Annotated in this window: 14 protein-coding genes and 1 pseudogene; 6 read left to right on the forward strand and 9 right to left on the reverse strand. The window is 72.5% G+C overall.

Translation table 11 applies throughout. The features are described 5' to 3' along the window. Positions 1–2: 2 nt before the first annotated feature. On the forward strand, positions 3–998 hold the full coding sequence (locus ABZ948_RS16080; RefSeq protein WP_359759937.1) for a small ribosomal subunit Rsm22 family protein: 996 nt from the start codon (positions 3–5) through the stop codon (positions 996–998). Position 999: 1 nt separating this feature from the next. On the opposite strand, the gene ABZ948_RS16085 is transcribed toward ABZ948_RS16080, so the two are convergent. Both ABZ948_RS16085 and ABZ948_RS16090 read right to left on the reverse strand, forming a co-directional pair. After that, complete coding sequence (locus ABZ948_RS16085) at positions 1,000–2,352, reverse strand: S28 family serine protease (protein ID WP_359759939.1); 1,353 nt, start codon at positions 2,350–2,352, stop codon at positions 1,000–1,002. Positions 2,353–2,484: 132 nt separating this feature from the next. Continuing rightward, entirely contained in the window at positions 2,485–2,694 is a 210-nt protein-coding gene (locus ABZ948_RS16090; RefSeq protein WP_359759941.1) for a DUF6243 family protein, read from the reverse strand. 108 nt (positions 2,695–2,802) lie between these two features. Here ABZ948_RS16090 and ABZ948_RS16095 point away from each other — a divergent pair, with 108 nt between their 5' ends. Next, entirely contained in the window at positions 2,803–3,444 is a 642-nt protein-coding gene (locus ABZ948_RS16095) for a TetR/AcrR family transcriptional regulator (protein WP_359759943.1), read from the forward strand. Here the strand turns inward: ABZ948_RS16095 and ABZ948_RS16100 are convergent. Then, positions 3,423–4,280, reverse strand: coding sequence for a glycerophosphodiester phosphodiesterase (locus tag ABZ948_RS16100; protein WP_359759945.1), 858 nt, complete (start codon positions 4,278–4,280; stop codon positions 3,423–3,425). The two genes, ABZ948_RS16095 and ABZ948_RS16100, sit on opposite strands and share 22 nt — an antisense overlap. Before the next feature lie 209 nt (positions 4,281–4,489). Between ABZ948_RS16100 and ABZ948_RS16105 the strand changes: the two genes are divergently transcribed. Beyond that, a complete protein-coding gene (locus ABZ948_RS16105) occupies positions 4,490–5,224 on the forward strand; it encodes a bifunctional DNA primase/polymerase (RefSeq protein WP_359759947.1) in 735 nt (244 codons plus the stop codon). Positions 5,225–5,273: 49 nt separating this feature from the next. Here ABZ948_RS16105 and ABZ948_RS16110 read toward each other — a convergent pair whose 3' ends face one another. From ABZ948_RS16110 to efeO, 4 genes and pseudogenes are all read right to left on the reverse strand, one after another. Further along, positions 5,274–6,266 carry an SCO2278 family lipoprotein gene (locus ABZ948_RS16110; RefSeq protein WP_359759949.1) on the reverse strand — a complete coding sequence of 331 codons (993 nt, stop codon included), beginning with the start codon at positions 6,264–6,266 and terminating at the stop codon, positions 5,274–5,276. After that, a pseudogene (gene efeU / locus ABZ948_RS16115) lies at positions 6,229–7,187 on the reverse strand (iron uptake transporter permease EfeU); the annotation flags it as partial. The gene ABZ948_RS16110 and the pseudogene efeU, both read right to left, overlap by 38 nt. Before the next feature lie 4 nt (positions 7,188–7,191). Beyond that, positions 7,192–8,427: an iron uptake transporter deferrochelatase/peroxidase subunit gene (gene efeB, locus ABZ948_RS16120; protein ID WP_359759953.1), complete on the reverse strand. Its 1,236-nt coding sequence runs from the start codon at positions 8,425–8,427 to the stop codon at positions 7,192–7,194. Positions 8,428–8,439: 12 nt separating this feature from the next. Next, on the reverse strand, positions 8,440–9,588 hold the full coding sequence (gene efeO, locus ABZ948_RS16125; RefSeq protein ID WP_359759955.1) for an iron uptake system protein EfeO: 1,149 nt from the start codon (positions 9,586–9,588) through the stop codon (positions 8,440–8,442). A 174-nt stretch (positions 9,589–9,762) separates the two neighbouring features. Here efeO and ABZ948_RS16130 point away from each other — a divergent pair, with 174 nt between their 5' ends. After that, a complete protein-coding gene (locus ABZ948_RS16130) occupies positions 9,763–10,446 on the forward strand; it encodes a PhzF family phenazine biosynthesis protein (protein WP_359759957.1) in 684 nt (227 codons plus the stop codon). Positions 10,447–10,544: 98 nt separating this feature from the next. Further along, a complete protein-coding gene (locus ABZ948_RS16135; protein WP_359759959.1) occupies positions 10,545–10,757 on the forward strand; it encodes a hypothetical protein in 213 nt (70 codons plus the stop codon). Positions 10,758–10,829: 72 nt separating this feature from the next. On the opposite strand, the gene ABZ948_RS16140 is transcribed toward ABZ948_RS16135, so the two are convergent. Continuing rightward, positions 10,830–11,477, reverse strand: a complete 648-nt coding sequence (locus ABZ948_RS16140; protein WP_359759961.1) for a biliverdin-producing heme oxygenase — start codon at positions 11,475–11,477, stop codon at positions 10,830–10,832. A gap of 93 nt (positions 11,478–11,570) precedes the next feature. Next, positions 11,571–12,428 (reverse strand): type I methionyl aminopeptidase, encoded by an 858-nt coding sequence (map, locus tag ABZ948_RS16145; protein WP_359759963.1) that lies wholly within the window; start codon positions 12,426–12,428, stop codon positions 11,571–11,573. 58 nt (positions 12,429–12,486) lie between these two features. Between map and ABZ948_RS16150 the strand changes: the two genes are divergently transcribed. After that, positions 12,487–12,717, forward strand: a complete 231-nt coding sequence (locus ABZ948_RS16150; protein ID WP_359759964.1) for a hypothetical protein — start codon at positions 12,487–12,489, stop codon at positions 12,715–12,717. The last annotated feature ends 25 nt before the right edge of the window (positions 12,718–12,742 follow it).

Raw genomic sequence — 12,742 nt, forward strand, 5'->3', positions numbered from 1 at the left:
GGGTGAACGCCCCCGCACCCCCGGCCGAAACCCTCCGCGCCGCACTCGCCGGTCTGCTCGACGGGCTGCCGCCCCGGCAGGCCTCGCAGGCCGTGGAGCGGCTGATCGCCAGCTACCGCGGGGCCACCCCGACCGACGCCCCGATCCTGAGGGACCGCGCCGACGTCGCCGCCTACGCCGCCTACCGGATGCCCGCCACCTTCGAGGCGGTGCGGTCGGCGCTGGCGGCGTTCGCGGAGGCCGTACCCGAGTGGGTGCCCGGCGGGCACCTCGACCTCGGCGGCGGCACGGGCGCCGCGGCCTGGGCCGTGAACGCGACCTGGGGCGGGGAGCGGCCCGTCACCGTGCTCGACTGGGCCGAGCCCGCCCTCGCCCTCGGCCGGGAGATCGCCGCGGCCGAGCCGGCCCTGCGGGACGTACGGTGGCGGCGCGCCCGGATCGGAGCGGCGCTCACCCTGGAGAGCACCGATCTCGTCACCGTCTCCTACGTCCTCAACGAGCTGACCGCCCCCGACCGCACAGCCCTGGTCGACGCCGCCGCTGCCGCCGCCCGGGCCGTCGTGATCGTCGAACCCGGCACCCCCGACGGCTACGCCCGCGTCATCGAGGCCCGCGACCGGCTGATCGGCGCCGGGTTCCACGTCGCCGCCCCCTGCCCGCACAGCGCCGCCTGCCCCATCGCCCCGGGCACGGACTGGTGCCACTTCTCCGCCCGGGTCAGCCGTTCCTCCCTGCACCGCCAGGTCAAGGGCGGCTCCCTCGCCTACGAGGACGAGAAGTTCAGCTACGTCGCCGCCGCCCGCTTCCCCGTCGCCCCGGCCCCCTCCCGGGTCGTGCGGCGCCCCCAGATCCGCAAGGGCCAGGTCCTCCTCGACCTGTGCGAGACCGAACCGTCCCTGCGCCGCACCACCGTCACCAAACGCCACGGCGACCTGTACAAGGCGGCACGGGACGCCGACTGGGGAGGCCCCTGGCCGCCCCCCGGCCCCGCCGAGTGAGTCAGCGCGGCCCCGCCCAGCGGTGCAGCGCCTCCTGAGCCCACGCCCGGTCGGCGGGGGACAGGCCCGCGATGTCGACGCTGTGATTGCCGCCCGGCACCCACAGCAGCCGTGAGTCGGCACCCCCGGGACGGAAGTGCTCGGCGACCGAGGGGTCCTGGGCGCCGTTGACGAACAGCATGCGGCTGCCGCGACGGCGGACCCAGCGGTCGACGTCCGGCATGGCCGCGCCGTCGAAGACCATGGGGACGTCCCGGGGGACGAAGGTGCGCGCCGCGATGCCGTCCGGGTGGCGCAGCAGATCCGCGAGGTGGGCGGTGGGGACCTCGCCGTACCCCAGCTGCGTGCCGATCTGGTACCAGTACGGGACGTACCGCCGCGCCGCCGTGTCGGCGTACAAGGACAGTCCCGCCCACGCGTCCAGCCACGCGTACAGCTCGTCGGCCGTCGCCTCCGGGCCGGGGATCGCGGCGGTGTCGGCCGGTGTCGCGCGCTGCCAGAACATCATCAGCACGCGCAGGACGGCGATCTCGAACGCCTGGTCGGCGCTGCCGACGATACGGAAGGTGTCGCCGCCGGCGGTGGCCCAGGCCTGGTAGCGGGCGACCATCTCGGTCCGGCGCAGCAGCAGCTGCCGCTGGGCGGCCTTGACGGCCTCGCGGCCGGGAGCCGTGCCGACCGTCTCCAGGAAGCGGAGGTAGGCGGAGTCGTCGCGGTCGTCGGTGTTGTTCGGCGCCGAGTAGACCACCGTGCCGGCCACGTCCCGGGGGTGGAAGCGGCGGTGGTAGACGCTCGCCATGCCGCCCTTGCTGCCGCCGGTGGAGAGCCACGCGCCGGGGTAGAGCCGGCGGAAGAGGCGGACGACGCGGTGGTGGTCGTCGGCGGCCTGGCGGATGGTGAGGTGGGTGTAGTCGGGTCGCCCGGCCGGGAGCGAGGTGCCGAAGTAGCGGTGCTCCACCTGGAGTTGGTTGGCGCCCAGCAGCACCGCCGGTTCGGTCCGTCGCGGTGTGAGGACCGCGTGGTAACCCGTGCTGAACAGCACCGTGGGCCGGTCGGCGGCGGTGTGGAGCAGGGTGAGGCGCTGTTCGAAGGTGCCCGCGGCGGGGTTCGCGTGGTCGACCGGCTGGCGCAGGCCCAGGACGAAGTGCCGGTACCCGGGCTCGGCGTCCTGCCGTTCCTCGATCAGACGCAGGCCGGGCAGCGCCCGCAGGGCGTCGGCCACGTCGGCGCTCCCCGTGCGGGCCTTCGCTGCCGCCGCCCGCGCGGGCGGGGCCGCCGCCGTGGCGAGGCCCGCCGCCGGGAGGGCCGTGGCCGCCGCCGAGGTGAGCAGCCGTCGTCTGGTCCATGCGGTCATGAGCCGAGTCCTCCCGGGGGTCCGTGCGGCGGGTGTGCGCCGGTCGCGGGCCGCGACCGCCTCAGTACATCCGCCGCACGCCCCGGGAGGATCCCGCGCGTGGGGGTCCGCTCTCCCTCGCGCGGGGGAGGCTCACGACTCCTCGCCGGCCGTGCCCTCCTCCCGTCCTTCCCGCTGCTGTCGTTGCTCCTGGAGCTTGCGCAGCAGTTCGCGCTTCTGCGCCTGCGGGTCGAGACCGCCGCCGATCCGGCCGGCCCGGCCGCCGCCGCGCAGCGCCTTGCGGCCGAGGTTCCTGCGCGATCCGCCGACACCCAGCATGTTTCCGGCTCCGCCTCGGGCCATTCCGGGCTCCTTCCCTGATTCCCCATCCATGACGAGACGGTTCGTCTCGTGTATACCGTTCCACTGTCCGCGAGACGCTCCGTCTTGTCAACCTGATAAATTCGACCCATGGCCGTCCAGAAATCCGCCCAGCCCGCCCCCGGCAAGCCCGCCCCCGACTCCACCCGGCGCAGTGAGAGGTCCCGCCGCGCCATCTACGACGCCGCCCTCGCGCTCGTCGTCGAGGCCGGCTATCCGAAGACCACCATCGAGGGCATCGCCGCCCGCGCCGGTGTCGGCAAGCAGACGATCTACCGCTGGTGGTCGTCCAAGGCGGACGTGCTGATGGAGGCGTTCCTCGACCTGGCCGAGCAGGCCGCGGCGGAGGCGGGGCCGGTGCCGTACACCTTCCCGGACACCGGCGACGTCGCCGCCGACGTCAAGGCCGTCCTGCGCGCCACCGTCGACCAGATGCGCGACCCCAGGTTCGAGGTGCCGTCCCGCGCGCTGGCCGCCGAGGGCGTCGTCAACGAACAGCTCGGCCGCGAGCTCGTGGCCAAGCTGATGCAGCCCTCACTCGACCTCTACATCGGCCGGCTGCGCGCCGCGCAGGACGCCGGGCAGGTCCGGGCCGATCTCGACCCGCGCATCGCCCTGGAGTTCTTCATCTCCCCGCTCGCCCAGCGCTGGCTCCAGCACACGGGCCCGATCTCCTACGAGTACACCGACACCCTCGTCGACTACGCCCTTCACGGCCTCGCGCCGCGCTGAGCGGCCCGGGCCAGCCGGCCCGGCGCGTCCGTGATGACCCCGTCGCAGCCCAGCGCCAGCACCCGGTCCCGCTGCGCGTCCGTCACCACGGTGTGCGCCCACACCCGCGGAATCCCCGAGCGCACCGCCCGCACCAGGTCCGCGTCGCGCGCCCGGTGGTCCACGTCCAGCAGATCGACGTACGACCGCCAGCGCTCGGGGCGGTCCGTGCGCAACTGCTCCGCCGAGCGCCACAGCTGCGCGAGCAGACCGAGGCGGTGGACGCGCCGGGCCACCTCCGGTTCGTTGGTGTTCACGAACACCGAGCGGGTCAGGCCGCGGTCCCGGATCAGGGCGGCCAGCCGGTCGAGACTGCGCGGGTCCTTCGCCTCCAGCATCAGCACGATCCGCCCGCCGAAACGATCCAGCACCTCGGCGACGGTCGGCGGCCGCTCCGACCGCCAGCTCCCCGGGAGCCGGTCCTTCGGGCGCAGCCGCACGCCCTGCCACTCCCGGGCGTCCAGGCCGCGCACCGCGCCGCCCAGGTAGGTCGTGCGGTTCAGGGTCTCGTCGTGGAACACCACCGGCGTGCCGTCGCGCAGCAGCCGCGTGTCGAAGTCCAGCACCTGCGCCGTACCGCGCGCGTAGGCCGTCATCAGCCCCGACATGCTGTTCTCGGGGACCTCGCGGGCACCGCCGCGGTGGGCGACGTAGGTGATCCGGGGGAGGGCCGCCACGGTCAGGGGGCCCGCACCCCACTCCAGCGGGGCCGGGGCGCGGCCGCCGGGTCCCGTGAGGGTCAGCGAGACCACGGAAGCCGCGGAGGCCAGGCCCGTCAGCGCGATCCTTGTGACCATGGCGACCACGGTAGGACGCCATGTCATGTCAAAGCGGGCAATGACACCCGATGGTGCGCGGAGTGCGCCTCGTCCTGGCGGCATATGCCTCGCCCCACCGGTCCCCGTCTCGGCCCTCCTGCCCCGGATGTGGGCACTGGCCCCCCGGTGCGCGGGAAGATGGGACCATAGGGCATGCTGTTCCGCACGACGGCGAGGCGAGGGGATAGATGAGCGCGGAGTTCGGCGGCCGGACCGGCCTGCAGGGCAAACTCACCCAGTGGCTGCGCGCCGGGCGCCGGCCGAAGGAGACCGCCGGGGACGGCGGCCGTGAGGCCCTGCTGCTCGCCGCCGCCGGCGCGGGACTGCCGCTCGCGCCCGCCGCCCATCCGGCCGGATACCGCTGCTCCTGCGACCGCGTCGGCTGTCCCACCCCGGCCCGGCACCCGGTCTCCTTCGCCTGGCAGACGCAGTCCACCACCGACCGCGCGCAGATCGAGCGCTGGGCCCGCCACCAGCCGCAGGCCAACTTCATCACCGCGACCGGCATGGTGCACGACGTCCTCGACGTGCCCCTCGACGCCGGTCGCGACGCGTTGGAGCGGCTGCTGGCCGAGGGCGTCGAGGTCGGGCCGGTCGCCGAGAGCGACGACGGCCGCATGCTGTTCTTCACCCTCACGCGCGGCACCCCCGAGGACGAGGACGAGTGGTGGCCCTGCGAACTGGACTGCCACCCCGAGACGATGGACGAGCACCCCGGGCTGCGCTGGCACTGCCGGGGCTCCTACGTCCTCGTCCCGCCGGCGCGGTTGCCGGGCGAGGAGCAGGCGGTGCGCTGGGTGCGCGGGCCCGAGCACGCCCTGCCGGATCCGCTGAGCCTGCTGGAGGTGCTCACGGAAATCTGCGCCCGGTACGTCGGTGAAGAGGCCGACCCCGCGGGCGCGGGCTGGCCGCTGCGGCACTGAGCCCCCGCCGGAACCGGGCCGCGGCCCCACCGGGCCGTGCGGCCCCCGGCTACGAGCCCTCCGCGGACGTCATGCCCTGGATCCTGCCCAGGATCGTCACCTTGCCCTGGCCCTTCGGGTCCAGCGCGACCTCGTTGGAGACGAACTCCATCGTCAGTGACTGCTTGATCTCGCCCTTCGTCAGCGCGAGGACGTCCTTGTTCGGGACGGGGAACGACGTGCCCGCGTAGGCCGTCTGCTTCTCGTAGTGCCGCGTGGTGAAGAACACCAGCGCGCCGCCGTCCGTCGTGCGCAGCGCCAGCGGCGCGTAGTCGCCGTTCGTCAGCGGCTCGTCGATGTACTGCGTGACCAGGCCCGGCTTCTTGGCGTTCTTCTCCCGCTGGGTGCGCCACTGGCTGGTGTGCGGGCCGTCCGCGAAGGTGTCCCCGCCGTCCTTCAGGTACGTGGTGTAGATCCGGCTCAGGCCGGCGGGGTCGGCGGCCAGGTCGGTCGCGTTCACGGGGACCGGCTCGGCCCAGCCGTCGGCGTCCTTCTTGAACGCGGGGACCTTGCCGGGCGCGACGAGCGTCAGGTACGCCACCTGGAACGGGTCGTCCAGACTGCTGCGGGTGAACACGAGGAGCCAGCGGGCGGTGCCGCCCTTGTTGCCGGCCGCGTCGACGACGAACCAGCGGGGCCAGCCGGCCTTCTTCGGGATCGTGAACTTCGCGTCCGTCAGCTCCAGAGGCGTGTGGTTGGGGTTGCCGTCCGGGTTGTTCGCCTTCCCGGCCTTGAGACGGGCCGAGTCGATGTCGGCGAGGGCACCGGTGGTGTGCTCGGCGTCCAATGTGCCGTCGTAGGCCTTGTCGGCCGCGTTGTACGCGGTCGTGAACTCCTCCAGGGCCTTGGCGGCTTCGGCGCGGGTGGTGGACGGGAGGATCTCCCGTTCGCCGTGCACCACGACGCATCCGCTCGCCGTCAACGACAAAGCGGTCACTGACACTGCTATGAGGGCGCTCCGGGCGGGCCTGCGGAGCGTTCGAGGGTCGCGATCCCTGCTCATCGGGTTCCTTCACCTTCCCCTTTCCGGAGGCGAACCCTACCGGGTGCCTCCGACGGCCGGGCGGGGGTGGGGTGGAGGGGGCGGTCGTCACACCTCGTCGGGTACCGGGGTCGCCGCCGGCTTCCGGGCCGGGGCGAGGAACAGGGTCAGGGTCGGGATCAAGTACAGCAGCCACACCGTCACTTGGAGGGTCGTGGGGTCGGGCTGGAAGTTGAAGACGCCCTTCAGGAGGGTGCCGTACCAGCTGTCGGGCGGGATGGTGCCGGAGATGTCGAAGGCCTTGTCGCCGAGGCCGGGCAGGAAGTCGGCCTCCTGGAGGTCGTGGAAGCCGTACGCCAGGACGCCCGCCGCGACCACGACCAGCATGGCGCCGGTGTACGTGAAGAACCGGGACAGGTTGATGCGCAGGGCGCCCCGGTAGAACAGCCAGCCCAGGAGGACCGCCGTGAGCAGGCCCAGCGCGACGCCGAACAGGGGCTTCGGGGTGCCGTCGCTCGCCGCGTGGACCGACGCCCAGACGAACAGGGCCGTCTCCAGCCCCTCGCGGCCCACCGCCAGAAACGCCGTGGCGACCAGCGCCCCCGTGCCCATCGCGAGCGCCGCGTCCAGCCTGCCGTGCAGTTCCGACCTGAGGTGCCGGGCCGTGCGGCGCATCCAGAACACCATCCACGTCACCAGGCCGACCGCGAGGACCGACAGCGAGCCGCCGAGTGCCTCCTGCGCCTGGAACGTCAGTTCCTGGGAGCCGAATTCGAGGGCGCAGCCGAAGCCGAGCGCCAGGGCGACCGCGACGCCGATACCGGTCCAGATCGGCTTCAGCGCGTCCCTGCGGTCCGTCTTGACCAGATAGGCGATGAGGATGCAGACGACGAGGCTCGCCTCCAGGCCCTCGCGCAGGCCGATCAGGTAGTTGGAGAACATGTGCCTACGCCTCCTCGGAGAACAGCGTCCGGCCCCACCAGTCGTCCTCGTCGCGGACGCCGGGCGGGATCGCGAAGAGCGCCGAACCCACGTGCTGGATGTATTCGTTGAGCGCGTCCGTGGCCAGGTTGCGCTGGATGGGGACGAAGCCCTTGCGGACGTCACGCTGGTAGGCCAGGAAGAACAGGCCCGCGTCCAGCCGGCCCAGCCCGTCCGTGCCGTCGGTGAAGGAGTAGCCGCGGCGCAGGATCGTCGCCCCCTGGTTGGCGTCGGGGTGCGCGAGCCGGACGTGCGCGTCGGGCTTCATCGCCTTCAGGAACGGCTCGTCGCGCTCCTTGGCCTTGCCGACCGGCGCGCCCTCGCCCTTGTCGCGGCCGAAGACGTCCTCCTGCTCCTGGAGCGAGGTGCGGTCCCAGGTCTCGATGTGCATGCGGATGCGGCGGGCGACGAGGTAGCTGCCGCCCGCCATCCAGGCCGGGCCGTCCTGCTCGCCGACCCAGACGTGCTCGCGCAGGCGGTCCGTCTCGGTGCCCGCGATGTTGCGCGTGCCGTCCTTGAAGCCCATCAGGTTGCGCGGGGTCTGCGCCTCGGGCGTCGTGGACGAGGTCTTGCCGAAGCCGAGCTGCGACCAGCGGATGACGACCGTGCCGAAGCCGATGCGGGCCAGGTTGCGGATCGCGTGGACCGCCACCTGCGGATCGTCGGCGCAGGCCTGGATACACAGGTCGCCGCCGCTGCGCGCCCGGTCCAGGTTGTCGCCGGCGAACCTCGGCAGGTCGATCAGGGCCTCCGGCCGGCGGTCCGCGAGGCCGAGCTTCTCGAACAGTTCCGGGCCGAAGCCGATCGTCAGGGTCAGGCGGGAGGGCCTCAGGCCCAGGGCCTCGCCGGTGTCGTCGGGCGGTGCCTCGGCCAGGCCGCCGTACGCGCCCCCGCCCACCGGGTGTCCGGCCGTCAGCCGGCGGGCCGCGTCCGTCCAGTCCTTCAGGAGCCGGACGAACGCCGCCCGGTCCTCGGTCGTCACGTCGAACGCGGCGAAGTGCAGCCGGTCCTGGACCGGGGTGGCGATGCCCGCCTGGTGCGGGCCGTGGAAGGGGATCGCCGCGCCGGCCGGTTGGGGGTCGTCCTCCGTGCGGGCCATCGCGACCGCGCCGCCCGCCGCGGCGGCGCCGAGGGCCAGGCCCGCGCCGCCCCAGCCGAGCAGGGAACGCCGGGAGGGGGACGGCGAGTCGGTGTCCGTCATCGTGGCGCCCCGTTACTTCACGACGGCCGCGGCCAGCTTCGACAGCGGCTCCGCCAGGGCGTTGACCGCGTCCGAGAGCTCCTTGCGGTCCGCCTTGCCGACCTTGTCGTAGGAGGTGAAGTCGTACGACGTGCTGTTCGGGCGGTACCGGTCGAGCAGCTTGTCCAACGCGGCGAACTGCCGGTCCAGTTCGGTGACGAGGGCCGCGTCGTTCTCCCGCGCGACCGGCTTCAGCAGTTCGTAGGACCGCTGCGCGCCCTCGACGTTGGCCTTGAAGTCGACGAGGTCGGTGTGCGAGTAGCGCTCCTCCTCGCCGGTGACCTTGCCGGTGGCGACCTCGTCGAGGAGTTCCTTGGCGCCGTTGGCCATGGAGGTGGGGGTGATCTCGGCCTTGCCGACCCGCTGCTGCCAGTCCTTCAGGTCCTCGACGAGCAGGCCGGCGAGTTCCTTCTCGCGGTCGCCGATCTTCTCGTCCTGCCAGAGCGCCTTCTCCAGACGGTGCCAGCCGGTCCAGTCGGTCGCCGGGTCCTGGCCGTCCTCCAGGCCGTCCTCGCGGACGTCGACCTTCGGGTCGATGTCGCCGAAGGACTCGGCGACGGGCTCGGTGCGCTCCCAGCCGATGCGGGACGGCGCGTAGGCCTTCTTCGCGGCCTCGATGTCGCCGTTCTCGACGGCCTTGGCGAAGGTCTCGGCGAGCGGCAGCGTCTCGTCGGCCTGCCGCTGGACGTAGACGCGGTACTCGGCGACGGCCTTGTCCAGGCGCGGGTCGCGCTCGGCCGCCTTGCCGCCGGTGGCCTTCACGGCCTGGCGGATGCCCTCGCCCTTCATGCCCGGCTTGCAGGCGATCTGGTAGTCACCGGCCTTGACCTCGGCGGTGACCCGCTGCCTGGTGCCGGGGCCGATGTTCTCCCGTTCGGTGACCACGCGGTCGTCGGGGAAGAGGACGTAGACCTCGGTGACCTTGGATCCCTTGTTCTCGACGGCCAGTTCGACGTGGCCGGCCGGGAACTCCTTCTTCGAGACCTCGCACTTGTCGTCCGTGGCCGTCACGTTGACCACGTGGTCGCCGTCCGTCGCACCGCTCTTCCCGGTGCAGCCGGTGACGGCGGTCAGGGCCGCCGCGGCGGCTATCACGACGGATACGGGGCTGGCGGGTCGCATGAGAGCTCCAAAAGACAGTAGGTGAGGCTCACCTAAGCGACATAAGGATTACCTAAGTGGCTCAAAATCGCCCCCATGGATCGGCCAAAGGAAGGTCAAGGGTGTCGAACAGCCGTCGTCCGCCCCGGCTGACCTGCGCGGCCTCGGACGCCCGGGCGATGCTTGAATGCCCCCGTGACTGACTACGACGTGCTCCGCGTCTTCTGCGGGCCCAACGGCGGCTACGGCAACGAACTCGGTGTCGTCCGCGAAGGCTCGGTGCTGCCCGGGCGGAGCGACCGGCAGGAGCTCGCCGCGAAGCTCGGGTTCAGCGAGACCGTGTTCGTCGACGACCCCGAGCGTGGTGTGATCGACATCTACACGCCCACCCTGCGGCTGCCCTTCGCCGGGCACCCCTGCGTCGGGACGGCATGGCTGCTCGACGTGCCCGAACTGGTCACGCCCGCCGGAGTGGTCGGCGCCCGGCAGGACGGCGAGTTCTGCTGGATCGAGGCACGCGCGGACTGGGTGCCGCCCCGCACCCTGCGCCAGTACGCCACCGCCGCCGAGGTCGACGACCTGGCCGTGCCGCCGCCGGGCGAGCGAAGCGAGATGGGGGTCCCCCCGGACGAAGTCTGGGGGAGGATTTACGCCTGGGCGTGGGAGGACGAGCCCGCCGGGCGGATCCGGGCCCGGGCCTTCCCCGGCCGGGGCGACGGCATCGACGAGGACGAGGCGACCGGGGCCGCGGCCCTGCTGCTCACCGACCGGCTGGGCCGGGCCCTCAACATCACCCAGGGCGCGGGTTCCCAGATCCTCACCGCGCCCCAGCCGGGCGGGTGGACCGAGGTCGGCGGCCGGGTGCACCTCGAACGCTGACCCGGGCGGCGCGCGCCCGTACGGGTGGAACAGCGTGTGTGCGCGGCGGTGAACGGGGACCTCTGGGCGTGACCAAGCACCACCGCGAGAGGATTCCCATGCGCATTCGATCCGCTCTGGCCGTAGCCGCCCTGACCGTCTCCGTGACCGCCGTCGGCGCGGCCACCGCCGCCGCCGGCGACGACGACGGCCAGGGGCACCGCAAGGACCACCACGTGGCGTGCAGCCCGTACTTCGGTGAGCTCGAGGCCGAGACCGCCGAGATGGAGTGGGGCGGCGCGGTCTGCCACAACGGCCCGTTCGACATCTGAGCGGGACGCACCCGGGGCTCCACGAGCCGGCACCGGGGCCTCCTCGCCGCGCGCGAGGGGGCCCCGGCCCGTTCACGCCGACAGCGGAAACTCCTCGCCCAGCGCCTGGAAGACCGCGTTGTTCAGGGCGTACGCCCGCTTGCACTCGGCGACGACGCGCTGCCGCTCCAGCTCGTCCCCGGGCACCGCGTCCAGCAGCTCCCAGTAACCCCGCTTGAAGGCGGCCGGGTTGGGGATCTCCTCGAAGACGTAGAAGCGGACGCCGTCGCCCTTCCTCGGAAAGCCCCACGTCTTCTCGGCCGTGTCGCGGATGATCTGCCCGCCGGAGAGGTCGCCGAGGTAGCGCGTGTAGTGGTGGGCGACGTAGCCGGCCGGCCAGGAGCGGGCGCACTCGGTGACCCGCTCCGCGTACTCCAGCGTCGCGGGCAGCGCGCTGATGCCCGACCGCCAGCCGGGGCCGCGCAGGTACTCCAGGTCCTGCTCCAGCGAGGCCATCCGGAACAGCTCCGGGCGGACGAACGGCCCGGCCACCGGGTCCGCGGCCAGCCGCTCGGCGCCGGACTCCAGCGCCCCGTACACGAACCACAGCTGCTCCGTGTAGCGCGCGAACGCGTCGACCCCCAGTTTGTCTCCCAGCAGGTCGCTCAGGAACGTCGAGGCCCTGACCTCCTCGTGCTGCGCGCGGGAAGCGGACCGGATGAGGGTCGAGAAGGATTCCATGGATCCAGACTTCCCGACACGGTGTCGGGAAAAACCCAGGAAAAAGGGCCCGCCCTCCGGGGAGAGCGGGCCGTCGGTCGGCGTGCGGCGGGGCTACGGCAGCGTGAGGATCTCCGCGCCCGTGTCCGTCACCACCAGCGTGTGCTCGAACTGGGCCGTCCGCTTCCGGTCCTTCGTCACGACCGTCCAGCCGTCGTCCCACATGTCGTACTCGTGCGTCCCGAGCGTCAGCATCGGCTCGATCGTGAACGTCATGCCGGGCTGGATGACGGTCGTCGCGTGCGGGCTGTCGTAGTGGGGGATGATCAGACCCGAGTGGAACGACGAGTTGATGCCGTGCCCGGTGAAGTCCCGGACCACCCCGTAGCCGAAGCGCTTGGCGTACGACTCGATGACCCGGCCGATGATGTTGATCTGCCGGCCCGGCTTGACCGCCTTGATCGCCCGGTTGAGGGACTCCCTGGTCCGCTCCACCAGCAGGCGCGACTCCTCGTCGACGTCACCCACCAGGTACGTGGCGTTGTTGTCGCCGTGCACCCCGCCGATGTACGCCGTCACGTCCAGGTTGATGATGTCGCCGTCGCGCAGCACCGTGGAGTCCGGGATGCCGTGGCAGATCACCTCGTTGACGCTGGTGCACAGCGACTTCGGGAAGCCGCGGTAGCCGAGCGTCGAGGGATAGGCACCGTGGTCGCACATGTACTCGTGCGCCACCTTGTCCAGCTCGTCCGTGGTCACCCCGGGGGCGATCAGCTTCGCGGCCTCCGCCATCGCCCGGGCGGCGATCCGGCCGGCGACGCGCATCGCCTCGATGGTCTCGGGCGTCTGCACCTCCGACCCGGTGTACGGCGTCGGCGCGGGCTTGCCGACGTACTCGGGGCGACGGATGTTTCCGGGCACGGAACGGGTGGGGGACAGCTCCCCCGGTACGAGCAGCGACTGGCCAGACATGCCAGCGAGTCTAACCAGCCGCCGTGGGGGAACATGTCGGTGGCGAGAGGAGCTGGTCATGGCCCTGTTCAAGAAGCGGAAGGTCGGCAAGCCGGGCGAGTGGTATTACTGCCTGGAGCACAAGAAGGTCGAGGAGGGGCCGGAGTGCCCGGGCAAGGACCGCTTCGGCCCGTACGCGAGCCGCACCGAGGCCGAGCACGCGATGGAGACCGCCCGCGAACGCAACCTCCAGTGGGAGAACGACCCGAAGTGGCACGACGCCCCGGCGGGCGGCCGCGAGGAGAACTGACGCACCCGGACGCCCGGGGCCGACG

The organism is Streptomyces olindensis (assembly GCF_040645895.1).
Classification (GTDB): domain Bacteria; phylum Actinomycetota; class Actinomycetes; order Streptomycetales; family Streptomycetaceae; genus Streptomyces; species Streptomyces olindensis.

Coding starts and splice junctions, on each gene's coding strand:
- ABZ948_RS16085 (WP_359759939.1), bottom strand. CDS start 2,352: ATGACCGCATGGACCAGACGACGGCTGCTCACCTCGGCGGCGGCCACG.
- ABZ948_RS16095 (WP_359759943.1), top strand. CDS start 2,803: ATGGCCGTCCAGAAATCCGCCCAGCCCGCCCCCGGCAAGCCCGCCCCC.
- ABZ948_RS16090 (WP_359759941.1), bottom strand. CDS start 2,694: ATGGCCCGAGGCGGAGCCGGAAACATGCTGGGTGTCGGCGGATCGCGC.
- ABZ948_RS16150 (WP_359759964.1), top strand. CDS start 12,487: ATGGCCCTGTTCAAGAAGCGGAAGGTCGGCAAGCCGGGCGAGTGGTAT.
- efeB (WP_359759953.1), bottom strand. CDS start 8,427: ATGACGGACACCGACTCGCCGTCCCCCTCCCGGCGTTCCCTGCTCGGC.
- efeO (WP_359759955.1), bottom strand. CDS start 9,588: ATGCGACCCGCCAGCCCCGTATCCGTCGTGATAGCCGCCGCGGCGGCC.
- ABZ948_RS16100 (WP_359759945.1), bottom strand. CDS start 4,280: ATGGTCACAAGGATCGCGCTGACGGGCCTGGCCTCCGCGGCTTCCGTG.
- map (WP_359759963.1), bottom strand. CDS start 12,428: ATGTCTGGCCAGTCGCTGCTCGTACCGGGGGAGCTGTCCCCCACCCGT.
- ABZ948_RS16110 (WP_359759949.1), bottom strand. CDS start 6,266: ATGAGCAGGGATCGCGACCCTCGAACGCTCCGCAGGCCCGCCCGGAGC.
- ABZ948_RS16105 (WP_359759947.1), top strand. CDS start 4,490: ATGAGCGCGGAGTTCGGCGGCCGGACCGGCCTGCAGGGCAAACTCACC.
- ABZ948_RS16140 (WP_359759961.1), bottom strand. CDS start 11,477: ATGGAATCCTTCTCGACCCTCATCCGGTCCGCTTCCCGCGCGCAGCAC.
- ABZ948_RS16135 (WP_359759959.1), top strand. CDS start 10,545: ATGCGCATTCGATCCGCTCTGGCCGTAGCCGCCCTGACCGTCTCCGTG.